The 25,522-nt window shown below is 35.6% G+C and carries 29 protein-coding genes; 15 read left to right on the plus strand and 14 right to left on the minus strand.

The features are described from left to right. The first annotated feature begins 41 nt into the window (after nt 1–41). Nucleotides 42–1,025 carry a GTPase ObgE gene (gene obgE / locus FOL89_RS07160; protein ID WP_144282134.1) on the plus strand — a complete coding sequence of 328 codons (984 nt, stop codon included), beginning with the start codon at nt 42–44 and terminating at the stop codon, nt 1,023–1,025. 64 nt (nt 1,026–1,089) lie between these two features. Here the strand turns inward: obgE and FOL89_RS07165 are convergent, their stop codons facing one another. Then, on the minus strand, nt 1,090–1,821 hold the full coding sequence (locus tag FOL89_RS07165; protein WP_144282135.1) for a class I SAM-dependent methyltransferase: 732 nt from the start codon (nt 1,819–1,821) through the stop codon (nt 1,090–1,092). 140 nt (nt 1,822–1,961) lie between these two features. Between FOL89_RS07165 and FOL89_RS07170 the strand changes: the two genes are divergently transcribed. Both FOL89_RS07170 and FOL89_RS07175 read left to right on the plus strand, forming a co-directional pair. Then, entirely contained in the window at nt 1,962–2,450 is a 489-nt protein-coding gene (locus tag FOL89_RS07170; RefSeq protein ID WP_144282136.1) for a DUF6438 domain-containing protein, read from the plus strand. Between the two features lie 165 nt (nt 2,451–2,615). Next, complete coding sequence (locus tag FOL89_RS07175) at nt 2,616–3,884, plus strand: DEAD/DEAH box helicase (RefSeq protein ID WP_144282137.1); 1,269 nt, start codon at nt 2,616–2,618, stop codon at nt 3,882–3,884. Between the two features lie 62 nt (nt 3,885–3,946). Here FOL89_RS07175 and FOL89_RS07180 read toward each other — a convergent pair whose 3' ends face one another. Genes FOL89_RS07180 through FOL89_RS07205 form a run of 6 tightly spaced genes read right to left on the minus strand, consistent with a single transcriptional unit; the run spans nt 3,947 to nt 9,717 of the window. Next, nucleotides 3,947–5,449, minus strand: coding sequence for a carboxypeptidase regulatory-like domain-containing protein (locus FOL89_RS07180; protein ID WP_144282138.1), 1,503 nt, complete (start codon nt 5,447–5,449; stop codon nt 3,947–3,949). Nucleotides 5,450–5,452: 3 nt separating this feature from the next. Beyond that, entirely contained in the window at nt 5,453–6,838 is a 1,386-nt protein-coding gene (locus FOL89_RS07185; RefSeq protein ID WP_144282139.1) for a CsgG/HfaB family protein, read from the minus strand. A gap of 8 nt (nt 6,839–6,846) precedes the next feature. Then, nucleotides 6,847–7,260, minus strand: coding sequence for a curli production assembly/transport component CsgF (locus FOL89_RS07190; protein WP_144282140.1), 414 nt, complete (start codon nt 7,258–7,260; stop codon nt 6,847–6,849). 11 nt (nt 7,261–7,271) lie between these two features. Then, nucleotides 7,272–8,003 carry a CsgE family curli-type amyloid fiber assembly protein gene (locus tag FOL89_RS07195; RefSeq protein WP_144282141.1) on the minus strand — a complete coding sequence of 244 codons (732 nt, stop codon included), beginning with the start codon at nt 8,001–8,003 and terminating at the stop codon, nt 7,272–7,274. 2 nt (nt 8,004–8,005) lie between these two features. Further along, nucleotides 8,006–8,398 (minus strand): hypothetical protein, encoded by a 393-nt coding sequence (locus FOL89_RS07200; RefSeq protein ID WP_144282142.1) that lies wholly within the window; start codon nt 8,396–8,398, stop codon nt 8,006–8,008. Between the two features lie 59 nt (nt 8,399–8,457). After that, complete coding sequence (locus tag FOL89_RS07205; protein WP_144282143.1) at nt 8,458–9,717, minus strand: hypothetical protein; 1,260 nt, start codon at nt 9,715–9,717, stop codon at nt 8,458–8,460. A 250-nt stretch (nt 9,718–9,967) separates the two neighbouring features. Here FOL89_RS07205 and FOL89_RS07210 point away from each other — a divergent pair, with 250 nt between their 5' ends. The 4 genes from FOL89_RS07210 to FOL89_RS07225 are packed head-to-tail and all read left to right on the plus strand — an operon-like array spanning nt 9,968 to nt 13,218. Beyond that, nucleotides 9,968–10,597: an NUDIX hydrolase gene (locus FOL89_RS07210; RefSeq protein WP_144282144.1), complete on the plus strand. Its 630-nt coding sequence runs from the start codon at nt 9,968–9,970 to the stop codon at nt 10,595–10,597. A gap of 28 nt (nt 10,598–10,625) precedes the next feature. Continuing rightward, nucleotides 10,626–11,432 carry a lysophospholipid acyltransferase family protein gene (locus tag FOL89_RS07215; RefSeq protein WP_144282145.1) on the plus strand — a complete coding sequence of 269 codons (807 nt, stop codon included), beginning with the start codon at nt 10,626–10,628 and terminating at the stop codon, nt 11,430–11,432. A gap of 6 nt (nt 11,433–11,438) precedes the next feature. Beyond that, nucleotides 11,439–11,873, plus strand: coding sequence for a hypothetical protein (locus tag FOL89_RS07220; protein WP_144282146.1), 435 nt, complete (start codon nt 11,439–11,441; stop codon nt 11,871–11,873). 7 nt (nt 11,874–11,880) lie between these two features. Next, a complete protein-coding gene (locus FOL89_RS07225; protein WP_144282147.1) occupies nt 11,881–13,218 on the plus strand; it encodes a UDP-N-acetylmuramate--L-alanine ligase in 1,338 nt (445 codons plus the stop codon). A 118-nt stretch (nt 13,219–13,336) separates the two neighbouring features. Here FOL89_RS07225 and FOL89_RS07230 read toward each other — a convergent pair whose 3' ends face one another. Together FOL89_RS07230 and FOL89_RS07235 are read right to left on the minus strand one after the other, a co-directional pair. Beyond that, on the minus strand, nt 13,337–13,651 hold the full coding sequence (locus FOL89_RS07230; RefSeq protein ID WP_144282148.1) for a nuclear transport factor 2 family protein: 315 nt from the start codon (nt 13,649–13,651) through the stop codon (nt 13,337–13,339). Between the two features lie 126 nt (nt 13,652–13,777). Continuing rightward, nucleotides 13,778–14,572 (minus strand): SDR family oxidoreductase, encoded by a 795-nt coding sequence (locus tag FOL89_RS07235; RefSeq protein WP_144282149.1) that lies wholly within the window; start codon nt 14,570–14,572, stop codon nt 13,778–13,780. A gap of 124 nt (nt 14,573–14,696) precedes the next feature. Between FOL89_RS07235 and FOL89_RS07240 the strand changes: the two genes are divergently transcribed. Continuing rightward, complete coding sequence (locus FOL89_RS07240) at nt 14,697–15,062, plus strand: winged helix-turn-helix transcriptional regulator (RefSeq protein WP_144282150.1); 366 nt, start codon at nt 14,697–14,699, stop codon at nt 15,060–15,062. A gap of 79 nt (nt 15,063–15,141) precedes the next feature. Here the strand turns inward: FOL89_RS07240 and FOL89_RS07245 are convergent, their stop codons facing one another. Continuing rightward, nucleotides 15,142–16,020 carry an aldo/keto reductase gene (locus FOL89_RS07245; protein ID WP_144282151.1) on the minus strand — a complete coding sequence of 293 codons (879 nt, stop codon included), beginning with the start codon at nt 16,018–16,020 and terminating at the stop codon, nt 15,142–15,144. A 228-nt stretch (nt 16,021–16,248) separates the two neighbouring features. On the opposite strand from FOL89_RS07245, the gene FOL89_RS07250 reads away from it, so the two are divergent. The 7 genes from FOL89_RS07250 (at nt 16,249) to FOL89_RS07280 (ending at nt 22,106) form a co-directional block, all read left to right on the plus strand. Continuing rightward, entirely contained in the window at nt 16,249–17,655 is a 1,407-nt protein-coding gene (locus FOL89_RS07250; protein ID WP_144282152.1) for an MFS transporter, read from the plus strand. 74 nt (nt 17,656–17,729) lie between these two features. Further along, entirely contained in the window at nt 17,730–18,047 is a 318-nt protein-coding gene (locus FOL89_RS07255; protein WP_144282153.1) for a GNAT family N-acetyltransferase, read from the plus strand. A gap of 144 nt (nt 18,048–18,191) precedes the next feature. Continuing rightward, entirely contained in the window at nt 18,192–19,091 is a 900-nt protein-coding gene (locus FOL89_RS07260; RefSeq protein ID WP_144282208.1) for a pirin family protein, read from the plus strand. A gap of 111 nt (nt 19,092–19,202) precedes the next feature. After that, nucleotides 19,203–19,736, plus strand: coding sequence for an NADPH-dependent FMN reductase (locus tag FOL89_RS07265; protein WP_144282154.1), 534 nt, complete (start codon nt 19,203–19,205; stop codon nt 19,734–19,736). Between the two features lie 91 nt (nt 19,737–19,827). Beyond that, nucleotides 19,828–20,409: a hypothetical protein gene (locus FOL89_RS07270; RefSeq protein WP_144282155.1), complete on the plus strand. Its 582-nt coding sequence runs from the start codon at nt 19,828–19,830 to the stop codon at nt 20,407–20,409. A gap of 2 nt (nt 20,410–20,411) precedes the next feature. Next, nucleotides 20,412–20,702, plus strand: coding sequence for a hypothetical protein (locus FOL89_RS07275; protein ID WP_144282156.1), 291 nt, complete (start codon nt 20,412–20,414; stop codon nt 20,700–20,702). Between the two features lie 246 nt (nt 20,703–20,948). Next, nucleotides 20,949–22,106, plus strand: coding sequence for a hypothetical protein (locus FOL89_RS07280; RefSeq protein WP_144282157.1), 1,158 nt, complete (start codon nt 20,949–20,951; stop codon nt 22,104–22,106). A gap of 72 nt (nt 22,107–22,178) precedes the next feature. Here FOL89_RS07280 and FOL89_RS07285 read toward each other — a convergent pair whose 3' ends face one another. Genes FOL89_RS07285 through FOL89_RS07300 form a run of 4 tightly spaced genes read right to left on the minus strand, consistent with a single transcriptional unit; the run spans nt 22,179 to nt 25,492 of the window. Further along, entirely contained in the window at nt 22,179–22,373 is a 195-nt protein-coding gene (locus FOL89_RS07285) for a hypothetical protein (protein ID WP_144282158.1), read from the minus strand. 5 nt (nt 22,374–22,378) lie between these two features. After that, the gene (locus FOL89_RS07290) at nt 22,379–22,981 is read right to left on the minus strand and encodes a MarC family protein (protein WP_144282159.1); all 603 of its coding nucleotides are present in this window, start codon (nt 22,979–22,981) and stop codon (nt 22,379–22,381) included. Nucleotides 22,982–23,024: 43 nt separating this feature from the next. Beyond that, entirely contained in the window at nt 23,025–24,758 is a 1,734-nt protein-coding gene (locus FOL89_RS07295) for a BatD family protein (RefSeq protein WP_144282160.1), read from the minus strand. After that, nucleotides 24,758–25,492: a tetratricopeptide repeat protein gene (locus FOL89_RS07300; protein WP_144282161.1), complete on the minus strand. Its 735-nt coding sequence runs from the start codon at nt 25,490–25,492 to the stop codon at nt 24,758–24,760. Before FOL89_RS07300 ends, FOL89_RS07295 begins: the two co-directional genes overlap by 1 nt. Between the last annotated feature and the right edge of the window lie 30 nt (nt 25,493–25,522).

A 25,522-nucleotide genomic window follows, 5' to 3' on the forward strand; every position in this document is an offset into this window, starting at 1 on the left:
ATAGCTCATAATTCATAACTCATAACTCATAATTATAAAAAATGTCAAATTTTGTAGATTACGTAAAGATTCATTGTAAAAGCGGTCACGGAGGTGCAGGTTCTGCCCATCTTCGCCGTGAAAAATACATTCCCAAAGGCGGACCCGATGGAGGAGACGGTGGTCGAGGCGGTCATGTGATCATGAAAGGAAATGCTAATGAATGGACTTTACTTCCTTTGCGATATACTCGTCATGTGAAAGCCGAACGTGGGGAAAACGGCGGGAAAAATCAGCTTACAGGAGCTTATGGAGCCGATGTATATATTGAAGTTCCTATTGGTACGATCGCTAAAAACGAAGATGGCGAAATCATCGGTGAAATCCTTGAAGATGGTCAGGAAATCATTCTGATGGAAGGCGGAATGGGCGGAAAAGGAAATGAACACTTCAAATCTTCTACCAACCAGACTCCCCGATTTGCACAGCCGGGAATGGAGGGGCAGGAAGGTTATGTAGTTTTTGAGCTTAAAATTCTGGCAGATGTAGGTTTGGTAGGATTTCCCAATGCCGGAAAATCTACGCTTTTATCCTCTGTTTCTGCCGCAAAACCTAAAATTGCCAATTACGCATTCACCACTTTAACACCCAATCTGGGAATTGTGGATTACAGAAATTACAAATCTTTTGTAATGGCAGATATTCCGGGAATTATTGAAGGGGCAGCTGAAGGAAAGGGTTTAGGACACCGTTTTTTAAGACATATTGAAAGAAATTCAATCTTATTATTTCTGATTCCGGCAGATTCCGAAGATCATTTCCAGGAGTTTAAGATTCTGGAAAATGAGCTGAAAGAATATAATCCTGAACTTTTGGATAAAGATTTTATTATTTCAGTTTCCAAATCTGATCTTTTGGATGATGAGCTGAAAAAAGAAGTTTCTGCAGAATTTCCCGAAAACCGAAAGCCGTTGTTTTTCTCAGGAGTTACCGGAGAAGGATTGATGGAGCTGAAAGATGCCATCTGGAAAAGACTTCACGGATAGAAATAAATGATTGATTTCATTTAAATTAAATAAAAAGCAAAAGGAGAAATATCATGTTTCTCCTTTATTTTTTACAGACAATTACAACTTCATTTTTCGTAAACCCTTGATAACTATCCTCATCAAAAACTTTCACTTCGGTTTTAAATCCTGCATTTTGCAGCCGTTCTTTTAAACCGGAAACCGAATAAATTCTCACATGATCTTCCTGTCCGAAATGTTTCAGACGATCTTCCGGAGAAACAATATTATAGTTTTCATAGATCTCACCTTCCTTAAAAGGAGTCTGAATCAAAACTGCTCCCTCCTTTTTCAGGGCACGGTACAATTCGCTCATTGCTTTTTTATCATCAGTAATATGTTCCAGAATATGATAACATACAATGAGATCAAACTTTTCGTTTTCAGCTTCTATATTGGTGATATCAAACTGATAATCAGAAAGAAATTCATTTTCAAAATCAGTGGGATAATAAAAAATATCACTTCTTTTTTTCCATTTTTTATACAGCATTCTAGAAGGTGAAAAATCCAGAAAAGTCATCCCGGAATTTAAAAATTCATGTTCCAAAAGCTGACTGAGTCTTCTCGTTCTGGGTAAGCTTCCACAAACAGGACAGATAAGCTGACCGTTTTGCAGTTCTGCAAACTTCCTAAGCTTTGTAGAGCAGATAATACATTCGTGATTTTTCCCGTGATAAAAAGGCTTGAGAAGCTTTCTGAAATTATCTTCATTCTTGATGAGAATTTTTATTGAAATGATATTCTTTACAACTGATTTTAAGAAATTATACATGAAATAATTTTTCTGACTTCAAAATAACAAAAATTTATACGAATTCTCTTATCTAAAAAGAATCTGCCACCAAAATAATAATTTGTAAAGCATCATCTGTTTTTTGGAATAACTATTGAAAGACTTTAGAAAATTTTACAATGAAATATTTATTTGCCATCTGTACCCTGATTTTTTTATGTTCTTGCAATTCTCAAAAAGCAGCATCAAAATATTCTGAAATTGAATATGAAGCAGGAGCCTGCTTCGGGTCGTGTCCGATTTATAAAATGACCATTCAGGGAGACCGAACTGCTATTTTGGAAGCTGAGCATTTTAACTTTTCAAAAGGTTTTTCTAAAAGTGAGTTTGATAAACCAAGAGAAGGAACTTTTAAAACAACGATCAAAAAAGAAGATTATTTAAGGCTGGTAAAACTTATTGATGAATTGGAAATCAAAAACCTGAAAGACAAGTACGGAACACGGAATGTGAGCGACTTACCAACATCTTATCTCCGAATAAAATCCAGTGACGGTACTGTAAAAACTATTGAAGACTACGGTAAAAGAGGAACCGAAAAACTGATTGTTGTTTACCAGTTTTTTGAAGATCTGAAGCATCATCAGCAATGGCAAAAAGTACAGTAGCGGGCTTTTAATTAATTTAGACTATCTTTGTAGTATATTCGGCGGCATTCTCAGCCAGAAAGTAATTGATTTTACTTAAAAATTCTGTTAAAAAAAAATTAGCAGATCTGCTAAAAATGATGAAGTAAACTGCTTCAACCGCATTATTTTAATACACATACGAATTTGTTATTTACCGACTTAAAATTGATTAAGCCCATCCTGGATGCGCTTCAAAACGAAGGTTATGAAAAACCTACCCCCATTCAGGAACAGGCAATACCTTCTATATTAGAACACAGAGATGTTTTGGGAACAGCCCAGACCGGAACAGGAAAAACGGCCGCTTTTGCCATCCCTATCCTTCAGAATCTTACCGAAAGAAAAGCTCCTAAAAACAACCACATCAAAGCATTGATCCTTACGCCAACAAGGGAACTTGCCATACAGATTGAAGAAAGCTTTAATGCGTACGGAAGAAATCTTCCTCTCAGAAAACTGGTGATTTTTGGAGGTGTAAAACAAGGCAATCAGGAAGCTGCTTTGAAGAAAGGAGTTGATATTCTGGTGGCAACTCCCGGAAGATTACTGGATTTTATTGCGCAGGGAATTATCAGCTTAAAAAATCTTGAAATTTTTGTACTGGATGAAGCCGACAGAATGCTGGACATGGGTTTTGTACACGATGTGAAAAGGATCATCAAACTTCTTCCTCAAAAAAGACAGACTCTTTTTTTCTCGGCAACAATGCCCGGTGAAATTCAGAAACTGGCAGATTCTATACTCAACACGCCGATTAAAGTATCGGTAACGCCGATTTCTTCTACCGCTGAAACCATTAAACAATCGGTCTATTTTGTAGAGAAAGAAAATAAGCTGGATTTGCTTACGCACATCTTAAAAAATAATATTTCGGATTCTGTACTTGTCTTTTCAAGAACAAAACACGGTGCCGACAAAATTGCAAGAAAACTGCAGCAAAGCAAAATTACAGCAGAAGCCATTCATGGAAATAAATCGCAGAATGCAAGACAAAATGCTTTGAGCAATTTCAAATCAGGTAAAACCAGAGTCCTAGTTGCTACTGACATTGCAGCGCGTGGAATTGATATTGATGAATTGAAATATGTGGTAAACTATGAATTGTCTGATGTCGCTGAAACGTATGTTCACAGAATCGGAAGAACCGGGCGAGCCGGAGCAAAAGGAAGTTCTATTTCTTTTGTAGACGGACTGGATTTATTGAACCTAAAAGACACGGAGAAACTAATCGGGATGAAAATTCCTGTGGTAAAAGATCATCCTTTCCACACCGATGATCTCATCGTTCAAAAGAGAGATTCTAACAACAAACCTTTTGTGCCAAAACCCAAACCTGCAAACCCTTCTCAACAGAGAAAAGAGGCTAGTTTTAAGAAACCAAAAAACAAGAGCAACTTTTCCAGAAAAAAATAAAATAAGAAGTGCCTTCCGTTTTGGAAGGCACTTCTCCTAGAATAGATAAAGTGATTGACTTTTTATTCCCAATCGGGCATTTCTGCATTGGTAAAAAGTGTGGTCCTGAGATAAGTATTATTGTTATAATTGATGGTAATTTTCACAACATTTCTTGTTGAAATATTATCATTGGAGGTATTGACAAAGATGACTTCCGAATCATTAGGCGAAAATCTCGGATCCAGATCATTGGTTCCGTTGGCTTTCTGGCTCAAATTTGACAAATCTATTTCGGTATTATTTTCCAGATTGTAAATAAATATTCTGGAATCTAACTGACGGTAGGTAATATCTTCGAATCCTGAAACATCTCTGGTATATAATAATTTTTTTCCATCAATTGAAAAATTGACTCCTCCTGCTCCACCGGTTACAGAAGATAGGACTGTTTTGGTAATATTTCCCGCCATGTCTATAATGAAAATCTTCACTCCGTAGCCATTCAGTCCGTTGGTTTTCAAAACTATTTTGCTGCCATCGTAGCTCCAGTCACATTCCGAAATCAAGCTTCCGTCTGTTGTAGTATACAATAAGGTCAAGCCAGTTCCATCGCTGTTAATTCTATATAGTTTATTGAAATTAGCATAAATAAACTGATTGCCGTTGGTATTCCACGAAAAATCTATTTCTGCATTATTGAAGCCCGTTACGGGAAGATTGGTAACTTGTGTAACATCCGAACCGTCCCTTTTGGCTGTAAAAATCTGAAAGTTTCCGCCTACATTTCTTAAAAAAGCAATTTTATTGGCATCATTATTCAATCGTGGTCTGAAACTGTTTTGGGTCTGTGAGGTAACTGTAAAATTGTTTCCTGCCTCATCAGAAGATACCAGATAATAATTTCCGTTTGCTTTTTTAGCATAATGAAATCTGTTGTTGGGTGTAGTGCTGGTTTTAAACTGTCTTGTTTCGCTGTACACTTTCGGATTGACACCATCGGAAACAACTACCTGCCAAAAGTAGGTTACACCAAACTGAAGATTGTCTAAAGTATAATTGGTAGCAGAAATATCATTGATGTTTAAGACATTGGTATTGATACTGTTTTTGATGATAAGATCGTATTTCAATACATCATCCTGATCCGGATCTGTACAGGTCCAGGTGAGGTTTACAGACAGTGGCTGATTTTCAGAATTATCTGCCGGTGAAACCAGAACCGGAACTGTAGGTGGTGAATTGAGCGAATTATCATCTGCCAGTTCAAAAATTATATTGACGGTCTGTGCTTCACCCTTTAGATTAATTCCCTGAAAAGATGCAACATATCCTGAAGCCTCTGCTTTCACAGAGTAGTCGCCCAAAGTAACATCGGTAATTTCAAAGGTTCCGTCTGATTTCGTAAAGAGACTGCTTGTAGAAGGACTTGTAGATATTTTTGCATTAGCAATCGGCGTATTGGTTCCTTTTGCAACTACAACTCCTTTTATAGTGCCTTTTAGTTCTTTTTCAACGAGATCTTCGCTACATCCAACGAAGAGTAACAATATAATAGACAATAAGAATAGATTAAAATTTTTCATGATTTAGTTTTTTTTGAAAGGTCTGTTGTTGATATACCAGTTCAATCCAAGACCAATTCTTATACTTTGGTCATTTCGTTTTCCGCCGACATATTCGTCCCATCCATCATTGAATCCGAAATCATACTGCGTTCCTATTCTTACAGCCAGACTTTTTGAAAAAAGATATTCTATCCCGCCGCCGAACTGCATTTTAAATTCATTCTTACTGTTAAAAAACAACGAGCCTAAACCTCCATACAGATAGGGTGTAACTTTATATTTAGGAAATAAAAGATATTCTACATTAGCTTCTGTAGTAAAAACATTTGCCTTGTATATATTCTCGTTTTCGAAGGTAAGATAACTGATATTGGCTTCAGCATTCAGATGATCGGTAATAAAATATTTGAAGCCCGCTTTTCCGCCGATATTCATTTTAGGATTGGCATAGTCGCCTTTGATCTGAGTTCCTTCTGCTACAACAAATAAAGAAGATTTACCTCTCTGGCTTACAGGATATTTATCTCCTATCAATCGGTCATTATTTTTATTTTGTTCAGTATTATATTCTTCAATGATTTTTGTAAATTTGTTGGGATCATGTACTCTCTTACTCCAGATTCTGTCTCTTACACCTTCTACGATCAGAGAATGCACTGCTTTTTCAATAGCCTCAGTTACCGCAAGCTGCACCGGCTCGTTTTGTGTAAAACCTGCTTCAGCCTCAAAAAGTCTTTCTGTATCTACATATCTGAAAAAACTTCCGTTAACACTGGTAGAAAGAATTGTTTTTGAAGTATATACTGTTTTAAGAATTTCTCCGCTTTGGGTAGAAACGGCACGAAGATAAACGGTAATACGATCCTGACGGTACTGAGTTGATGCTCCGATTCCGAAGTATCTTGCTCCCACCCCACCTGTCATAATATTAGTATCGTAAGAGATCACACCGCCTTCAAGAATAATTCCTGCATATAAAAGCGGAGGAAGATTGCCAGATTCATTGCTCTGGTTGGGCATATATTCTTTTCGTGTGGTACGGATGATTTGTCTTTCGTTGAGAAGATTTCCGATATTTTCTCTCTCAATAGGCGTAAACCATTTGCTGTCTTCAAGAGCTTTCAAAAGTATTGTGGTTGTTCCCTGAGGAATTGCGGTACTCCAGTTGGCTCCTGTTTCTGATGGTTTGTACTGACCGGTCTGGTCTCTGAATTTGTACACCCCTACAACTATTTTTTCGTTTGGTAATGGAAGGTTTTTAATCTTGGATGTGTACTGGGTAACTTCTCCTAAAGTTGATCTTTCGCTGTTTGTTGGTAAATTAAATAATGTACTGCAACTGTTTAACACCAAAAAAATCAACAGTATCGTTACCCAAAATTTTGGATATTGAACTAGATTTTTCATGGTATAAATTATTTATTAGCACCTGGAATTACAATTTCAGATTGTTCACCGGTACTGGTGTTTAAAATTTTGATCATCATTCCGCTGTTGGTTTGAATAACTTCAAGATACATTGAACCAAAAACGTATGTTCCCGGTTTAAGATCTCCGTCGCCAAACTGCTCACCGAATAATTTTGTGGAAAGCTGACTGAGAAGCTGCCTGTTTAAGCTCTCAGTAAAACTGCTTAATGAACTTTGATTAGAAAAGAGATTCCCTTTATCGTCATCAAACTGATTTTGGGCAGTAGCTGAGCTCAGCAGCCACTGATAATTGAATGTATTGCCTCCGAATGCCGGATTGACTGGTGTATAAACCAGCTGCTGGGAAAATATACTGCTTGTGGTAACAAGAAATAGTAATCCGCTAAAAAAGAGTTTCATGATTAAAGTTTTTAAGTTGAACTTTTTAACAATTCGTTTTTAGGTAATGTGATTCTTTTTAAAATTTCCAAAGTATTTCTGGCTTCATTTTCTGTGACCTCCTCATCCGGAGTTGTATTGAAATTATATATTTCCTGATCGTTGTAAAAAACCGATATTCTTGTACTTCTTGCCAAACCGGGGATTTCTACAATTTTTACTGTTCCCGGAAATTTTCTGTCGTTCTGAAGATAATACATAAAAAACTGATCGTAATAGTGTTTCCCTATTTTGGTGCGGGTTTCATCTATCGTAAGACCTACTAATTCTATATCATTTTCAGGAATATACTGAGGTTTTTTAGCTGCTAATTTTTCAGGATTAATTTCAATGCTGTCTTTAGAAATAACTTTGTCGTTTTCTTCATCTTTTATAAAAAGATATACCTTCAATGCATCATTTTTATCAAGATTGGTTTTTATTTCAGAAAGTTTAAGGGTTTCGCCGGGCTTCACCACATATTTGCCTTCCTGTTTGTTGGTAGATGTATTTCCGGTACTGCTTTTTTTTAAAGCTAAAAGAATGTATTTGATTGGGTAATGGATTTCCGAATTGTTTTCGGCTGTTGCCGCAAAATTATACAGACCATCTGCATTTTCAGAAATAATTTTAGCCTTCATCTTTCCGCTCAGATTCTCGTATTGTGCAGAAATGCTGCTTACACAAAACAAAAACAAAACGAAAAAGTAAAAACGGGTTTTCATGGCTAGTAATTTCTTACAAAAATGGTCATGTCACTGTTATTGATATTGATTTTCATCTTTTCGGAAATGCTGTTGCTTCCTGTAATATCAATATAATTATTATCTCCTTTGGTACTTACAGATGCTTTAGTCGGATTATTTCCTGCATTGATGTAAAGCGTTGTGTTGTAATCTCCCTGCTGAACAATCGTAAGCTCTCTAGGGTTTTTATCGTATACTTTCACATCATTATAATTCCCGATCTGTACAACTGTATTGACGGAGTTATCAATTATCTTTCCTTCATTATATAAGTGAAGAATATTCTGGCTGTTTATTTTCTCGAAAGCCATATTCTGCTGTGCAAAAAATACCATCGGAAAAAATAGCATCAATATGATGATAATTGATTTCATAGTCTGTTTTTTTGGTATAATGTATAGGAGATTGCTCTCCTATACATTTGAAAGAAACTCTAGTTTTGTGTTACTGTGATAGAATTTCCATTACCTGTTTGTGTACCCATGTGATAATTTCCGTTACCTGTCTGGATGAGAGTAGACTGGTTAGAAAGTCCTGTCTGGTAAGCCCAAGCGTCATTGTTATTTCCTGTCTGTACAGAAGATGACTGGTTGGAATTACCATCCTGAGAAACGTAAGCCATGTTGCCGTCTCCGATTTGTGAAGATGATAACGAGTTTCCGTTTCCTAACTGATAAGCGGTTGCGTTATTATTGTTTCCTGTCTGAATTTGCATTGCAGAATTGGAGTTACCTGCCTGAGAAGCATAAGCTGCATTACCATTTCCTGTTTGTGAAGAAGATAGCATGTTTGAATTACCTTGCTGTTCACCGGTAGCATCATTATTGTTACCACTCTGAATTTGTGAGCCGGAATTCATATCTCCTACCTGAGAAAGATAAGCATCATTTCCGTTTCCGGTCTGAGTTTGTGTTGCCATATTACTGTTACCGTCCTGAAGAACTTCAGCGTCATTATTGTTTCCTGCCTGTGTCTGCATAGAAGAGTTTTCATCTCCATCCTGCATCAGATCAGCGTCATTCAAATTTCCTGTTTGAGATTGATTGGCAATATTAAAATATCCTGTCTGGCTTGAATTTGCTGAATTGAAATTTCCATCCTGAATCTGATCCAAATCATTCTTCCATCCTGATTGTGAAGCAGATGCAGAATTGAAAAGACCATCCTGCCATTGATAAATATCATTAGCATCAGCACTAGCACTTCCCGGGCTGGAATCTCCTACCTGTGAAGCAGTAGCCGAGTTACCCATTCCGTTTTGAATTTGATCAATATACATTCTGGAACCTTCGCTTTGTGAAGCTGTTGCTCCATTTAGCATACCATCCTGCTCCTGATTGATCTCGTTCATGTAAGTCTTATCTTGAGTAGCACTCGCATTATTCAAAATACCATCTTGATTTTGAGTAACATAATTTTTATTTGCCCATGCAACCCCCTGTACAACTGTAGCACTGTTAGCAAGTCCGTTTTGCGTAGTAGCTGCTTCGTTATACTGATGTTTTTGAGTTACATTTACTGTATTAAAACTTCCGGTCTGTGTAGATTCGTTCAGCTGTTCCAAACCTTTTTGTGAAACTGTGGCAGAATTATTGTTTCCACTTTGAGACACCGTGTTTGAGCTGTTGGTACTTTGTGCATAGATGAAGCTCGCTGATAATAAAGCAAAAGCTCCGGTAACTAATTTTTTCATGGTGAAATTTTTTTGTTGGTTAGTGATACAAAGCTAGAGTTATAAAACATGACAAAAATCACGTTAAAAGTGTAAATTAACAAAATCACTGCTTACCGTGCTAATCGTACCCATTTCAGGAAATGGCATATACCTTAATACAGTTATAAAATATACCGTAAAAACACTATAGACGGAAATATTAAAAAATTTTAAATTAAACAGCTCCCATTTCCCTCAGTTTATAGCGATATATTAGTAAATTTGAAATATGGAAAGTTTTGGAAAAGATTTATTACAAAAAATAAAAAATGCTTCTCTTGAAGGTCAAAATGCGCACGGAATTTTCTCTCCGCCTTACAGACTATTGTTTAGTCATGAGCAGATTTTAGAAAAAAATCCAAAATTTGCAGCAGTAAATATCGTTTTATACCTTAAAAATAATGAATGGCATTTCCCATTAATTGTACGATCTATAAACCAGCACGACAGGCATAGCGGGCAAATCTCTCTTCCCGGAGGAAAACGTGAAGAAATGGATCAGGATTTTGCTGAAACTGCCATCAGAGAAACTTCTGAAGAAATCGGTATCGAAAAACCTTATGTAAAAATAATCCGTGATTTATCTCCAATCTATATTCCGCCAAGTAATTTTTACGTTTATCCTTATATTTCTTACACCAAAAGAAACCCTGCATTTATTTTGCAGCAAACTGAAGCCGTTGAAGTTATCGAATTTCCTATAAACTCCTTCCTAAGCCTTTCTGATACCCCTGAAATAATGGCTCTTCAGGAAGCAGGAGGACATGAAGTTCCGGTTATTAATTTTAACGGATATATTATTTGGGGAGCCACAGCAATGATTTTAAGTGAATTCAGCCAGTTGATTAAAAAAATGTAACTTTGCAAATATTATGTTTAATTGAAATATGGCGAAGAAAAACATTTTCACCGATTCATTCGGAACACCTTATTTTTTAAAAAGATTAATCATTTTTGTTCTGGGAATTATTTCTTACAGAAGATTTAATGGTTTCAACAAACTTAAAATCACAGGTACAGAAAATTTGGTAGATCTTCCCGATTCCAATGTACTTTTCGTTTCCAACCATCAAACTTATTTTGCAGATGTTGCAGCCATGTATCATGCATTTTGTGCTGTCAATAACGGATACCTGAATACCATTAAGAATCCTATTTATTTATTGAATCCAAGAGTAGACTTTTACTATGTTGCGGCAGAAGAAACTATGAATAAAGGCATACTTCCCAAAATTTTTAAAATTGCAGGCGCAGTAACCGTAAAAAGAACATGGAGAGCAGAAGGTAAAAATGTAAACAGAATGGTTGATCTCACTGAGATTGATAATATTATGAAAGCTTTGGATAATGGCTGGGTTGCGACTTTTCCTCAAGGTACTACTGCTGCTTTTGCCCAAGGAAGAAAGGGAACAGCAAAGTTGGTTAAAAACCAGAGACCAATCGTTATTCCGATTAAAATAAACGGATTCAGAAGAGCATTTGATAAGAAAGGACTTCGCGTAAAAGTAACCGGCGTAAAACCAACAATGGAATTTAAAAAACCGTTAGACATTGATTACGACAACGAAAATGCACAGGAAATTCTTCATAAAATCATGACTGCCATTGAGCAGACTGAAGATTTCAACGTGCTTCATACCTATGATGAAGAAATAAAAGCAAAAAAATCTGAACAGAATAAATCTCAAAACTAAAGTTAGATGAAAAAGATTTTAGGAATCATTTTAATGCTATTATTTGCAGTTTCCTGTAACAACCAAAAAATGTATTCGGATTATGACATCAGTTTTTCTCGTAGTGGAGGCTTTGCTCCTACCTACGAAAATCTTCTGATTAAAAACAACAAAGCTTATTATTCTTTTGAAGGACAGGAAAAAAAAATAAAAAGAAAAATTAATATTTCAGATTCCGAAATCAAAAATCTTAATGATATTTTATCTAAAAATAATTTCAGACAGATTCAGGAAGATCATAAGAAAATATACGACAATATCACGACTTCTGTCAATATAAAGAAAGGAACAAATGCAGGAAGCAAAAACGACGGAAGCGCAATAATGCCTAATTATGAAAAGAACTGGGGAAATATTGTAACTGCTTTTCAGAAAATTATCAATAAAAAAATCAAAAATTAACACAAATTTGAGAACTCATTTCATCGCTATTGGCGGAAGCGCCATGCACAATCTTGCTATAGCTCTAAAAGATAAAGGTTATCAGGTAACAGGTTCGGATGATGCTATTTTTGAACCCTCAAAATCAAGACTTGAAAAAAAAGAAATTCTGCCTGAAGAATTGGGCTGGTTTCCTGAAAAAATCACTTCAGATATTGACGCTGTTATTCTGGGGATGCATGCTCATCAGGATAACCCAGAACTGGCAAAAGCAAAAGAGCTGGGTTTGAAAATTTATTCATATCCGGAATTTCTTTACGAACAATCAAAAAGTAAAACCAGAGTCGTAATTGCCGGATCACATGGTAAAACGACCATTACATCAATGATTCTTCATGTTTTGAATTTTCATCAGAAGGAAGTAGACTTCATGGTAGGAGCACAGCTTGAAGGTTTTGACTGTATGGTAAAATTAACAGAAGACAATGATTTTGTAGTCCTGGAAGGTGATGAATACCTTTCCTCTCCTATTGATCTTCGTTCTAAATTTTTATTGTATCAGCCAAATATCGCTTTAATGAGCGGTATTGCGTGGGATCATATCAATGTTTTTAAAACATTTGATGATTATGTAGAGCAGTTTAGAAAATTTGTTGCAAGCATTACTCCCGGAGGTGTTTTAGTGTATAACGAAGAAGATGCAGAAGTTGTAAAGGTAGTAGAAAATGCTGAAAATTATTTCAGAAAAATGCCATACAAAACTCCGGAATACGAAATCAGCAACGGAAAAGTTTTATTAAAAACTGAAATGGGTGACATCCCGCTTTCTGTTTTCGGAGCGCACAATTTACTAAATCTTGAAGGAGCAAGATATATTTGCCAGACTTTAGGCATTATGGATGAAGAATTTTATGAGGCAATCATGAGCTTTAAAGGAGCATCAAAACGTCTGGAAAAAGTAGAAAGAGAAGATAAAGGAGTACTTTATAAAGATTTTGCCCACGCTCCGAGTAAGGTAAAAGCTGCCGTAAAAGCATTCTGCGAACAGTTTAAAAACGAAAAAAAATACGGTTTTCTGGAGCTTCACACATATTCTAGCCTAAATCCTGTTTTTCTTGAGCAATACGACCACGCAATGGATGGGTTGGAGGAAGCCATTGTTTTCTATTCTGAAGATGCTTTAAAAATCAAAAGAATGGAACCTATTTCTCCTGATTTAATTAAAGAAAAATTTAAAAATAAAAATCTAAAAGTATTTACAAATGCTGAAGAGTTACATCAGTACTGGAACACTTTAGACAAAACCCAAGGAGTCTACATGATGATGAGTTCAGGAAACTTCGGAGGTCTGGACTTAACAAAATAAACTTCAATAAATAAATAATCCGTCTCATTTTTGAGACGGATTTGTTTTATGTTTAAAATGAATATTAGAATATTTAATATTGTTTAGATCACAAAAAGTTTATTACAACCTTTGATTTTTATACAATTTCCAGTAATTGGATTAAGCCTTTCTGAAATTCGTAGTGATAAGTCAGAACTATCGGACTTCCGGGAAAAGTACCCGAAACTTCAGCCTTCAGTGTCTGATCTTTTTCCGAGTATTCAAGCGGTTTCATTGTTGCCTGATACTCTTTGTTGGCTTTATCAATCCAATTTTCTATTTCCTTTTTTCCTTTGTATGTTTTGCCTTCATCGAAAACTACCGCTGTTTCGGTAAAACAATCGGCATAAGCAGTACTGTTAAAACTGTCCTGTGCCATTACGAGATCTGTGATTACTTTTGGTAAATTCATTGTTTTTAGATTTTGATGTTTAATATTATTTTTATTGCGTGAGGGATAGCAGCGGCATCCTTTTGCGAAATGAAATGAAGCAAAAGATACAGCGGATAGCCCGACCCAAAGGGACACGCCCAAATGTTAAATAGTAGGAATGGTACCGCCGTCAATTACAAATTCAGTTCCTGTAAGATAAACAGCTCTCGGCGAAACTAAAAAACCGACCAACTCTGCAACTTCTTCCGGTTGTGCAGGTCTGCCAATGGGAATTCCGCCCAATGCGTCCATCACACTTTTTGTGGCTTCTTCTTTGGTCATGTCTGAACTTTCTGCAATGCGATCCATCATTCTTTCGGACGATGTAGTCATGATCCAGCCGGGTGAAACCGTCAAAACTCTTACACCTTTTGCCGAAACTTCTTTAGATAAGCCTTTACTGTAATTGATTAAGCCTGCTTTTGCGGCTGCATAAGGCAATGTGGAATCGTAAAGAGGCAATTTTCCCTGAATAGAAGCAATATGAATAATAACTCCCGATTTCTGATCCAGCATTTTCGGTAAAAAACCTCTGTCTAAGCGAACCGGGACAAGTAAATTGGTTTGAATGGAATGCTCCCAATCCTGGTCGTTGAGAACCGAAAAACCGCCGCCTTTCGTTTCAGAGCCACCGAAATTATTAATTAAAATATCTAATCTGCCGTATTTTGTCAAAACCTCATCCACTACTTTTTCAGTTCCGTTTGTGGTGCTCAGATCTGCTGAAATGAAATGTAATTGTTCGTTACTGACTTCGGGTGCATTTCTTGCAGTAATAATTACCGTTGCTCCCGCCTGATAAAGTTGTTGTGCAATGGCTTTTCCTGTACCTTTTGTACCACCGGTAACCAAAGCAATTTTCCCTGATAGTTCATTGTTAAAATTAAAATCCTGTTTCATTGTTGAATTATTTAGGACAAAGTTGAGACTTATGTACCCTTCTCACAAGTACGGAAATACGATTCACATAGGGATAAATTTATCCCCTATTGCACATTTTGGAACATAGGTTTAATTTTACATGATGTATGAGAGAAAAATTTTACCCAATCTGAACTGCGGTTTAGATTTAATAGGCGAAGTATTATATGGTAAGTGGAAAATCCGTTTGCTGTGGTTCATCAATGAAGGTCACCAACGTCCAAGCGAATTGCAACGTAAAATACCCGATGCAACAAGACGGGTTTTGAATATCCAACTGAAGGAACTGGAAGAGCACGAGTTAATTACCAAGAAAATCTATCCTGTAGTTCCTCCAAAAGTAGAATACAGCCTCACCGAATTTGGTAAAACGCTGATTCCTGTAATTTCCACCTTAGGAAACTGGGGTGACAAAAATGAAGAGCGTTTACGCGCTGTTATTTTAAAAAGGCTAAATTCTGAGGGATGATGTTTAGTTATAATTTGATATTGCTGAGTATGATTAATTTCTTACTTGCACAAAAAACATTTATCAGGAATAAAAACTATTAAATATCTGCCACAGCATTCAGCATTTTCTTTTCCCATTCCTGATCTTTAGGATCAAAAAACAAGCGTTTTCCGGTGTCTAAAGAACGGACTGTTTCCATATCTTCTTCTGAAAGCTGAAAATCAAAAACATCAAAATTCTGTTCAATTCTTGAAGGAGTTACAGACTTAGGAATCACACAAAAACCTTCCTGTAAATGCCATCTTAAAATCACCTGAGCTACCGACTTATTATGATTAAAACCAATCTTTTTTAATAAAGGATTATCCAGAAGATCTGCATTTCCATTACCGAGCGGACTCCAAGGCTGTGTAATGATATTATTTTCTTTATTATACACCTGAAGTTCTTTCTGCTGAAAAATCGGGTGCAGCTCTATTTGATTTACAACAGGAATAATGCTGGAACGTGATGTAAGCTCTTCCATCTTTTCAACGGTGAAATTACAGACACCAATTGCTTTAATTTTCCCTTCTTCGTACAACTCCTCCATTGCTTTCCATGCTCCCAAAAAATCTCCGAAAGGCCAGTGGATAAGATACATATCAAGATAATCTAGCTGCAGCCTCTCAAGTGTTCTGCGAAAAGCCGATTTTGCTTTTTCATAACTGAAATCCTGTACCCAGAGTTTGGAAGTTACAAATAGATCTTCACGATTTGCATTGCTTTTTTTGATGGCATTTCCTACTGCCGTTTCGTTGAGATAAATAGAAGCCGTATCTATCATCCTGTAACCGGTTTCAATCGCTTTCATTACTGCATTTTCGCACTCCTCCTGGTTTTCCATTTGCCAGACTCCGAACCCTAAAGCAGGAATATCTACACCATTATTCATTGTGATTAAGGGCTGGTTAGGATATGTTTTATTTTCAGTCATAATATTTGAGATTTATTTTATTAAACAAATTTCGTAAAATAATTGATTTGGAATGATGTTTTCTGTTTTTATTTAAAATAGATATCTGCTTTTGTTGGAAAATATTTTAATTTGAATTTTTTTTACCATTTATTTTTATAAAAAATGCTTGTAAGATTTTTAAATTTATTGATCCGAGACAACTGAATATCAAACTATAAATCTAAACTGATTGTAATTTTTGAGCTAATGCCTTCAACATCTTCTACGCCCCGACAAACCGTAAAAAAAATACTACCCCTGATTTTGGCAACTGCTATTTTTATGCAGATGCTGGATTCTACCATTCTCAATACCTCTCTTCCATCTATTGCGAAAGACCTCAACGAATCGCCACTCAATATGCAAAATGCGATCATAAGTTACGTTCTTACTTTGGCGGTTTTTATGCCTGTAAGCGGATTTATGGCAGACAAATTCGGCACAAGGAAAGTTTTTGTTTTCTCATTAATTCTTTTCAGTTTGGGTTCTTTATTTTGTGCTGTTTCACAAGACCTTACACAGCTCGTCATATCAAGGGTAATTCAGGGAGTTGGAGGCAGTCTGATGACTCCTGTAGGAAAATTAGCCCTTATTAAAACATTTGACAGAAATGAATTGCTCAAAGCGATGAATTTCGCGATCATTCCTGCATTAATAGGCCCTGTTCTCGGTCCTTTAGTGGGAGGTTATATGGTAGACTATCTTTCATGGCACTGGATTTTTCTTATCAATATTCCTTTCGGAATCCTGGGAATTATTTTAGGCTTGAAATTTATGCCCAACTACAATTCCAAAAAAACAGACTTCGATCTGAAAGGATTTCTCATATTTGCCGCCGCTTCACTTCTATTGTCAATTTCGCTGGAACTTTTCGGTGAATCGCAGAATACCACTCCTGTTTTGGTTGTCTTTATATTAGGCTTTTTATTTCTTTATTATTATTACCGTCATGCTAAAAAAGGTGAAAACCCAATATTTCCTTTAAGTTTGTTTCAGGTAAGGACATTCCGGGTTGGGATCGTAGGTAATCTTGCTACAAGATTAGGAATCAGCGCTGTACCTTTGCTGCTTCCTTTAATGATTCAGATTGCCTATCAGCAGTCAGCTGTAGTTTCCGGCTGGATTGTTGCTCCAATGGCATTAACAGCCATGTTCGGAAAATCTTATGTAATTAAAATTCTGAATAGATTTGGCTACAAACGTACTTTGATGGTCAATACTTCTGTCATCGGAATACTGATTTGCTGTCTTGCTATTCCGGGTATTCAAACTTCCATTTATTGGTTTGTTCCTATAATTGCTATCATGGGATTTTTTAACTCTATACAATTTACTTCGATGAATACCATTTCCATTGCAGATCTCAGAAATTTTCAGACAAGCAGCGGAAATTCCCTTTTATCAGTCAATCAACAGCTTGCGGTTGGTTTTGGAATTGCGTTTGGGTTGATTGTTCTAAAAATTTATGAAAACAATGCTGAACTCATCAATAATGAAGTACATCAGGCTTTCCGTTATACTTTTCTTACGGTTGGTCTGCTTACAATTTTGTCTTCATTAGTTTTCAGACGACTTCATGTCTATGACGGAAAAAATATGAAATCTCAGGAATAATTTTCCAAACTTATCACACATCAATGTACAAAAATGTATTAAATGATAATTTTGATTTAAAATATTTAAAACTTATGAAACCAGAATTTGATAACATTCCGTTGGTAAAAAACGAAGATAAAAAACGATTTGAAATAGAAGTAAATGGTTATTTTGCTTTTATAGATTATAAAGAGAATAGCAGACAGATTGCGCTTATTCATACAGAAGCTCCAAAAGAACTGGCAGGAAGCGGGGCTGCAGCTGCAGTAGTCGAAAAAACGTTAATGTATATTCAAGAAAGCGGCAAGAAGCTTTTGCCTTATTGTCCGTATGTTTTTGCTTTCATCAAAAAAAATCCTGAATGGAAACGTCTTGTAGATGAAAGATTTGAAGGTTACGAAAAACTTTAAAGCTCTTTGAATACCCTTTATCAGTTATAAAACTTATCCTTTAATCAAAAAAATTAGTACTATAAAATTAAATATAAATAGAGACTTAAATTTCCATTGATTAAAAAACTTACTTATATTTAACTACTAAATTCAAAAAATATGATGTCAAATATTGGTCTTGTCGTAGAAGAAAGAGCTGCAGATATAGGCAATTTTCTTGTAGGAAGACTTTTACCTTTTCGTGAAAAGCGTTCGGTAGGTCCATTTATTTTTATAGATCACATGGGACCTACTTGCCTTCAGGAATACCAGAATTTTGATGTTCCGCCACATCCTCATATTGGTCTTTCTACTCTCACTTATCTTTTCGAAGGCTCAATTTTTCATCGTGATAGCATGGGTTCAGCCACAGAAATAAAACCAGGAGCCGTCAACTGGATGACTGCCGGAAAAGGGGTTGTGCATTCTGAAAGAACTCCTGAATACCTTAGAAATTCGCCTCAGTTTTTGCATGGCTTTCAAATCTGGGTGGCGCTTCCTAAAGAACTGGAACAAAGCGAACCTTCATTTTTTCATATCGAAGCAGACGAAATTCCTTTCTGGAATGAAGGCGATATTCAATACAAACTTATTGCCGGTGAAGCCTTTGGTAAAAAATCGGCTGTTCCTGTTCATAGCGCACTGTATTTTGTAGAAATTAAAAGCAAAACAAAACAAAAGCTAAACATTGGCCAACACCTTTTTGGTGAAGTTGGAATGTATGTTTTGGATGGTTCGGTAAATATTGAAGGAAATGAATATGGTACAAAACAGCTTCTGATCGCAAAAAACGCTTCGCTCTGCGAGTTTGAAATCAACGAAAATACTACACTTTACCTGTTCGGGGGAGAACCGTTTCCTGAAGAAAGACATATCTTCTGGAATTTTGTACATTCGGATAAAGAAAAAATAGAAGAAGCAAAGGTCAACTGGCATGACCAGAATCACGACCTATTTCCTCTGATTCCGGGCGATGATCAGGAATATGTTCCTCTTCCAAAGGCAATTCTAAACAGAAAATAGCTTTATTAAATTTAATTAAAATCACACGAAATGTTCTCATTGGCTAACAATACCAAGTTAACTATGCCTGACAACACCGTATAACAATATAAAAACAATTAAAATCTACTTATGAAAATATTTGCTTTTGCAGGAAGCATATCTTCCACATCCATCAACAGAGAACTTGTGAAATTTGTATTGAAAAGTTTTCCGAACGATGAAATCAATCTCATTGACCTGAATAATTATTCTATGCCTGTATTTTCAGTTGATCTGGAAAAGAAAGGATTTCCTGAGGAAGCACATTTGTTTTTAAAACAAATTGAAGACTGTGATGCTATCATCTGTTCGTTGGCAGAACACAATCGTTCGTACACGGCTGCTTTCAAAAATATTTTCGACTGGGCATCAAGAATTAATGTAAAAGTCTTTCAAAATAAACCGATGCTTCTAATGAGCACTTCACCGGGCGGCTATGGCGGAGGAAATGTGATGAATGCTGCAAAGACTTTCTTTCCGAATTTCGGAGCAGAGATTAAAGAAACATTTTCACTTCCAAAGTTTTATGAAAATTTTGATCTCGAAAGCGGTATCATCAATCCTGAAACGCTTAATGAATTGCAAAATAAAATTGAAGAGTTCAAAAAACTGGCAGAAAATTGATAAATTAATGAGTAGAATTGAATCAAAGTAAGTCCTAATATACTTGTTTATTTAATGTTAGCTGGGATTACTTCCAAACAGAACTCACAATATGAAAATATCCGAAAAATCTAACCAAGAAATTATTGAACAACTGTCCGAAATTGCTAAGAATTTCGACCCAACAAAAGAAAACTATCTTCTCTCCTACCCACACTTTTTGAACTATTTTAAAAAACTTGATACGATAAATTTAGAGAACTTAATCATAGGAATAAGTTTTACATATTCTTGGATGCCAACAATACTGAAATCAATTAAACTCCAAAATTCTGAAAAAGTAATTTCGATTTTAAACGAAGTAAAAAAGGGACAAAAAATAAACGAAGAACAACTTGCGACTGTGAAAGCAGCATTTAACAATTCACTAGTAGGAACTTCAAAACTACTACATTTTATTAATCCAAAGCAGTACGCAATTTGGGATAGCCGAGTTTTTCGATTTTTAAACAAAGAAGAACCTCATAAATACAAACTTGAAAAACCAAAAATTTATCTCGAATATATTGAGTTTATAGAAAATTCAAAAAACGAAAAGACTTTTAAGACTTTTTACAAATTAATGAAACAAAAGGTTGGCTATGAAATTACTGAATACAGAGCTTTGGAGCTTGCATTTTTTAAAGGTGAATAAGTATGGAATTGACGTACCGAGAACAAATTATTGAATCTATAAACAAATTAATCGAAACCAGATATACTATTTTTGAACAAATTATAAATCTTGCAATGTCAAATGAATTCAGTCATTTAAAAGATGTTTTTGACCAAGGGGATATTTATTCATTTTCTTTAAATCATTTTGAAGATGTTGAAGATGTAAATGTTCAAAAAATGATAGTACTTTGCAAAAAAACCGAGGAAATAATTTTTACAATTATGGACTTAAACGGAATAAATGAAAACGAAGTAAATCTAAATGACTAAGAATAAATAACATCCCGCTCCTATGTAGTGCAATCTGTCTAAAAATAGTGCAAGTAAAGAAATTTAACTCCTTAGAAGTTCAATAATAAAACAAATTACAATTACAAATTCATCGAAAAACGATTTATTTTAGCTTTGATATAAATGTAGTTGTCAAAAAAAGCTCTAAAACATTCATTTAATTTTGATATATTTATCGTACAGTTAACATTTCAGATCTAAAAATTCTAAAATAAAATTTATTGAATGAAGAAAAACCTGCTAACAATAATTTTACTGAGTTTCACACTAAGTATATCAATCCATTCGTGCAGCAAAGATGAAGAAACTTTTGCTTCTATTGTTCCTGTAGGAATTGCATTAGACCCGAACAACTTTAAAGGAGAGGTAAAAAATGGGGAAACCGTAACGCTGGATGCCATGATAAATTACAAACTTTCCGGGTCTGTTGTCATTAAAAGTGGAGGCATACTCGTTATTCCTGCAGGAACCATAATTACAGCAACTGAAGGCACTTCATCATATGTTCTGGTAGAACAGGGAGGAAAAATATATCTTAATGGAACTTCCGTTTCACCTGTAGTCTTTACTTCAGAAAACCCTGACTCTGAAAACTGGGGCGGAGTTATTATCTGTGGTAAAGCTCCTGTCAACAATGGTATTTCGGGTATTACTGAAATCGGAAATGCAGCCTATGGCGGAACGGATTCAGATGATAATTCAGGATCCTTAAACTATGTGCGAATTGAATACGCGGGTGCAGAATTTACCAGCGGAAAAAGATTCAACGGTTTGTCTTTATATGGTGTAGGTAACGAAACAAAAATTGAGAATATTGCAACTGTTAACAATGACGAAGACGGTATGGAAATTTATGGTGGAACCGTGAATATTTCTAATATTGTTTCGATAGGAAATACAAATAATGCCATCAGTTTCCGAGATGGCTGGATTGGTACAGCCACCAATATTTACACGAAAAGAAAAACAGACGGAAGTGGAAACTTGGGCTTAAAAGGAATTAATAACGACCTCAACGACAATGCACTTCCGCAATCTAATCCGACGATCAAAAATGCTACTTTTATTGGAGCCAATGCAGGAGATTCCGTTGCAGTTAAATTACAGAAAGGAGCTGCAGCCAGTCTTGATAATATCATTTTATCTGAATGGAAAAAGGGAATTATGATTGAAAGTGATCAGTCAGTTACTTATTTCAACGGGAAAAAGAAAATCAACAATATTTTATTTGATAATGTTGCAACAGAGGCTTTACTAATGTCTTCCGGAGGTACAGCAGTCGCAATTGCAGATTCTACTTACATCAAAAAAGCGGATGCATCAGGTGCAGGCAACGGAGTGTTGACTCCGGTTTGGGCAATCGGCTGGTCCGGATTACAATAATAAGGACAAAATTTTGACATAAAAAAATCCTCTTTCAATGATGAAAGAGGATTTGTATTGATGTGATCTATATTATTTTTTTACCCCTATTTTGCTCCATGTATTCAGAACAAAAAGCAAAATCAAACCTAAAAACGCAGCAAGAATTGAAAAAACAAATTTGAGATTATCTTCAGATAAAACACTTGATTTCCATTCGATTGCATATAAATTGATAGCAATAAAAACGATAAAAACTACCAGAAATACTTTATAAAATTTTTGCATGATCATTAAAAGTTAATGTAATTCTGCACCAGCTGAGCAAAATTAGCGGTAAATAATTTAATTGAAATAGCAAGAAGAATAATTCCGAAAACTTTCTGAAGAATTGCCAGTGATGCCTCTCCCATTTTCTTCTCAATCCATTTCGCCGATTTCAGCACCAAATATACGAAAATTGTATTGAGAATGATGCCAAAGATAATGTTAATATCATGAAATTCTGCCCGAAGAGATAACGTCGTTGTTAATGTTCCCGCTCCTGCAACCAACGGGAATGCAATTGGGACAATAGATGCCGATTTGGCTTCAGTCGTTTTATTGATCTCAATTCCCAAAATCATTTCAAGGGCTATGATAAATATGACGAAAGCACCTGCAATGGCAAATGAGTTTACATCAACTCCGATAAATTTTAGAATTTTATTTCCTACAAAAAGAAATACAATCATGATGAGCCCCGCAGTAACAGAAGCCCTTCCTGCTTCTATCTGACCAAATTTTTGCTGCAGGCTTACAACAATAGGCACAGAACCTATGATATCTATCACGGCAAAAAGAACCATAAAACTGGTAAATACTTCTTTAATAGCAAAACTTTCAAAGATTTCCATCACTTAAAATTATTAATTTCGCAAAAATATGAATAAAAAATGATTATTTGCTAATTACAGAATATAATTTAACAATATGACTAAGAAGATCATGAAGAGATTCTTCGGAAGTAAGAGGAGAAAACTTCTCCATCTGAACTTTTTGAAGCAGCCTTTGATAATCTTCTGCTATATCCTGACCATTATGTCTTTCGAGGAAAGATGTGAAATCCTGTTTAGAGCTTTGAAAATACTGGCTTCTGACTTCCGAATCCATTTCTTCAAATGTTTCAAAGAACTTTTGCTTTTCTGCCGAAAGTTTAAGATTTTCCAGATAAGCAAAATAGTCGGTAATATCTGTTTTTAGACTTTGTCTCATCTCTGCTTCTGTTTCAGCGACAGAACCTAAAGGTTTAGAAGTTGACTTTTCCTTAATGATATTTCGCTTTTTTTGCCAATTTTTAAATAGAAAGTAGGCAATGATTAATCCTAAAAGAATAGCAATATTGGTAAGAAAGATATTCCAGTTGAGTTTGCTTTTTTCTTTTACCTTAAAAGAAGTCGTTTTCAGCACCGGACTGTCAACCGTTTCCAGAAAAGTATTGGTGTATTCATTTACCTTTTCAACAGTTGATTTTGCTTCCAAAACCTCATCATGTGAAAATGCTGTAACGGCAAGCTTTTTTTCACCTAGATCAACATATTCTTTTTCTTCGGGATTAAAAAACGAAAAAGACTCCGTTGTTATAACAAGATCACCCGATTTTTTGGGGATGATAACATATTTTGCCAGGATCTCTCCTTTCATTCCTGTTGTACCGGGACGTACAAATGACGAAATTTTTGGGGTAAACACATCATAAAAAGGAGACTCTTCTATTTTAGGAAGATTCATATCAGAGAGATTTCCCTCACCGGTAACTTTTACGGTAACATTAACTGGTTTTTTAACTTCAATTTTTTCTTTGGAACTACAGAAAACATCTACTTTAAAATTTCCGACAGCATTTTTGAATGATTCAGGAGAACCTTCAGGAAGCTTTTTTACATTTAATTTTACCTTATTGGAAGTAATTGAATTTTTACTTGAAAAAGTATTGACTGATGCCGATACCGGAGGAACTTCTACAAACCCGGATTCATTAGGAAACACCATGAAAACCGCCAGAATCTGCGATGCCATATTTCCAAAACCATTCGGGTCGATCTCAGATCTCTTTAAACTTACAGGATGTACATTAATATTATCACGCTGTGGGAGACGAATGTTTTTTACTTTTCTCAAGTGATCCATATTTTTTGAATACACCCTCAAAACAGCAATGGTCGGCTGACTCTGATAAACTTCTCTGTCTTCGATTTCCATATTGAGATACACATCGTTGCTGACATTCGCAACAGATTTTTTATCTATATCTCTTATGAAAATATCAAAAGGTTCGGTTTTGTAAATTTTATTGTTTACGGTAACCAATACAGATCCGATTCTCACCTTACCTTTTTGCTTAGGTTCCAGAGCAATTCTGGTTACGTACTGTTCTACAGAAGTATTGGTAGAGCCATCCATAAAAGCCTGGCTGTATGAACCGTTTCCGATCATGTTGAATTTGGAAAGATCAGGAAGCATTATTTTGCTTTGCTGTACAAGATTGTCTCCGTTGAGTTCCAGAACGATGGTGAGGTTTACGATATCTTTGCCATTGTAGTCGGTTTTATCAGACTTCATAGAAAGCTCAACCTGTCCGTAAGAAATTACAGATAGGAGGGTAAAAAATGCGTAAATAATTTTTTGCTTCATCACCAATCTTTCTCGTTGCTCTCGGGCTTAGAATAAGATTTATTATTTAATATTCTTCTCGCAGTACGTTTTTCTCTGCCGTCAATACTGTCTAAAATCGCTTTTTGCAGATCTTTCGGAAGTTTCCCTTCCTGTCCGCTTCCATTTGGCTTATTCTCTTTTCCCTTACTTTGTTGAGGACCATTTCCCTGATCTTTTTTCTGATCTTTAGAATCTCCTTTTTCGCCTTTATTCTGATCTTCTCCGCCTCCGCTTTTCCCTTGGCTGTTATCTTTATCGCCGTTATTTCTTTGTTGTTCCTTTATTTTAAGCTTGGCAATTTCGTAATTCTTTCTTGTTGCCTCATTATAAGGATCCTGCTTCAATGACTGCTTGTAATATTCTGCAGCTTTCTCTGGTTCGCTCATCTGCATCATGGTATTCCCAAGATTGTGCAGTACTGCAGCTTTGTCCGGTAAAGTCTGTGAGAGCTTTTCCGCTTTTGAATATTCTTCCTGCGCTTCCTGATATTTCTGCTTTTTATAAAGTGTATTTCCTAAATTATAGTGTGCGGTAAAATCATTTCCTTTGGATTTTATAGCTTCCATATATTTTGAAGATGCACCATCAAAGTCATTTCCTTTAAACTTCTGATTTCCTTCAAACACTAAAGTTCTGTAATTTTCCTGCCCAGATACAAAACCTGAGAATACAAAAACGAGTATTAACGCTGAAAATAGAATTTTAGTATTCATCTATTGCAAAATTATCTCTTTATATGTTAA

It is taken from the genome of Chryseobacterium echinoideorum, assembly GCF_007474535.1.
Lineage (GTDB): Bacteria > Bacteroidota > Bacteroidia > Flavobacteriales > Weeksellaceae > Chryseobacterium > Chryseobacterium echinoideorum.

Excerpts from the sequence above, each read along its gene's own strand:
- FOL89_RS07230 (WP_144282148.1), bottom strand. The coding sequence starts at position 13,651 with ATGAATTTACCAAAAGTAATCACAGATCTCGTAATGGCACAGGACAGT.
- FOL89_RS07185 (WP_144282139.1), bottom strand. The coding sequence starts at position 6,838 with ATGAAAAATCTAGTTCAATATCCAAAATTTTGGGTAACGATACTGTTG.
- FOL89_RS07165 (WP_144282135.1), bottom strand. The coding sequence starts at position 1,821 with ATGTATAATTTCTTAAAATCAGTTGTAAAGAATATCATTTCAATAAAA.
- FOL89_RS07255 (WP_144282153.1), top strand. The coding sequence starts at position 17,730 with ATGAAACCAGAATTTGATAACATTCCGTTGGTAAAAAACGAAGATAAA.
- FOL89_RS07240 (WP_144282150.1), top strand. The coding sequence starts at position 14,697 with ATGTATGAGAGAAAAATTTTACCCAATCTGAACTGCGGTTTAGATTTA.
- FOL89_RS07200 (WP_144282142.1), bottom strand. The coding sequence starts at position 8,398 with ATGAAATCAATTATCATCATATTGATGCTATTTTTTCCGATGGTATTT.
- FOL89_RS07245 (WP_144282151.1), bottom strand. The coding sequence starts at position 16,020 with ATGACTGAAAATAAAACATATCCTAACCAGCCCTTAATCACAATGAAT.
- FOL89_RS07275 (WP_144282156.1), top strand. The coding sequence starts at position 20,412 with ATGGAATTGACGTACCGAGAACAAATTATTGAATCTATAAACAAATTA.
- FOL89_RS07235 (WP_144282149.1), bottom strand. The coding sequence starts at position 14,572 with ATGAAACAGGATTTTAATTTTAACAATGAACTATCAGGGAAAATTGCT.
- FOL89_RS07195 (WP_144282141.1), bottom strand. The coding sequence starts at position 8,003 with ATGAAAACCCGTTTTTACTTTTTCGTTTTGTTTTTGTTTTGTGTAAGC.
- obgE (WP_144282134.1), top strand. The coding sequence starts at position 42 with ATGTCAAATTTTGTAGATTACGTAAAGATTCATTGTAAAAGCGGTCAC.
- FOL89_RS07210 (WP_144282144.1), top strand. The coding sequence starts at position 9,968 with ATGGAAAGTTTTGGAAAAGATTTATTACAAAAAATAAAAAATGCTTCT.
- FOL89_RS07190 (WP_144282140.1), bottom strand. The coding sequence starts at position 7,260 with ATGAAACTCTTTTTTAGCGGATTACTATTTCTTGTTACCACAAGCAGT.
- FOL89_RS07205 (WP_144282143.1), bottom strand. The coding sequence starts at position 9,717 with ATGAAAAAATTAGTTACCGGAGCTTTTGCTTTATTATCAGCGAGCTTC.
- FOL89_RS07265 (WP_144282154.1), top strand. The coding sequence starts at position 19,203 with ATGAAAATATTTGCTTTTGCAGGAAGCATATCTTCCACATCCATCAAC.
- FOL89_RS07290 (WP_144282159.1), bottom strand. The coding sequence starts at position 22,981 with ATGGAAATCTTTGAAAGTTTTGCTATTAAAGAAGTATTTACCAGTTTT.
- FOL89_RS07215 (WP_144282145.1), top strand. The coding sequence starts at position 10,626 with ATGGCGAAGAAAAACATTTTCACCGATTCATTCGGAACACCTTATTTT.
- FOL89_RS07295 (WP_144282160.1), bottom strand. The coding sequence starts at position 24,758 with ATGAAGCAAAAAATTATTTACGCATTTTTTACCCTCCTATCTGTAATT.
- FOL89_RS07280 (WP_144282157.1), top strand. The coding sequence starts at position 20,949 with ATGAAGAAAAACCTGCTAACAATAATTTTACTGAGTTTCACACTAAGT.
- FOL89_RS07180 (WP_144282138.1), bottom strand. The coding sequence starts at position 5,449 with ATGAAAAATTTTAATCTATTCTTATTGTCTATTATATTGTTACTCTTC.
- FOL89_RS07285 (WP_144282158.1), bottom strand. The coding sequence starts at position 22,373 with ATGCAAAAATTTTATAAAGTATTTCTGGTAGTTTTTATCGTTTTTATT.
- FOL89_RS07260 (WP_144282208.1), top strand. The coding sequence starts at position 18,192 with ATGTCAAATATTGGTCTTGTCGTAGAAGAAAGAGCTGCAGATATAGGC.
- FOL89_RS07220 (WP_144282146.1), top strand. The coding sequence starts at position 11,439 with ATGAAAAAGATTTTAGGAATCATTTTAATGCTATTATTTGCAGTTTCC.
- FOL89_RS07270 (WP_144282155.1), top strand. The coding sequence starts at position 19,828 with ATGAAAATATCCGAAAAATCTAACCAAGAAATTATTGAACAACTGTCC.
- FOL89_RS07170 (WP_144282136.1), top strand. The coding sequence starts at position 1,962 with ATGAAATATTTATTTGCCATCTGTACCCTGATTTTTTTATGTTCTTGC.
- FOL89_RS07300 (WP_144282161.1), bottom strand. The coding sequence starts at position 25,492 with ATGAATACTAAAATTCTATTTTCAGCGTTAATACTCGTTTTTGTATTC.
- FOL89_RS07250 (WP_144282152.1), top strand. The coding sequence starts at position 16,249 with ATGCCTTCAACATCTTCTACGCCCCGACAAACCGTAAAAAAAATACTA.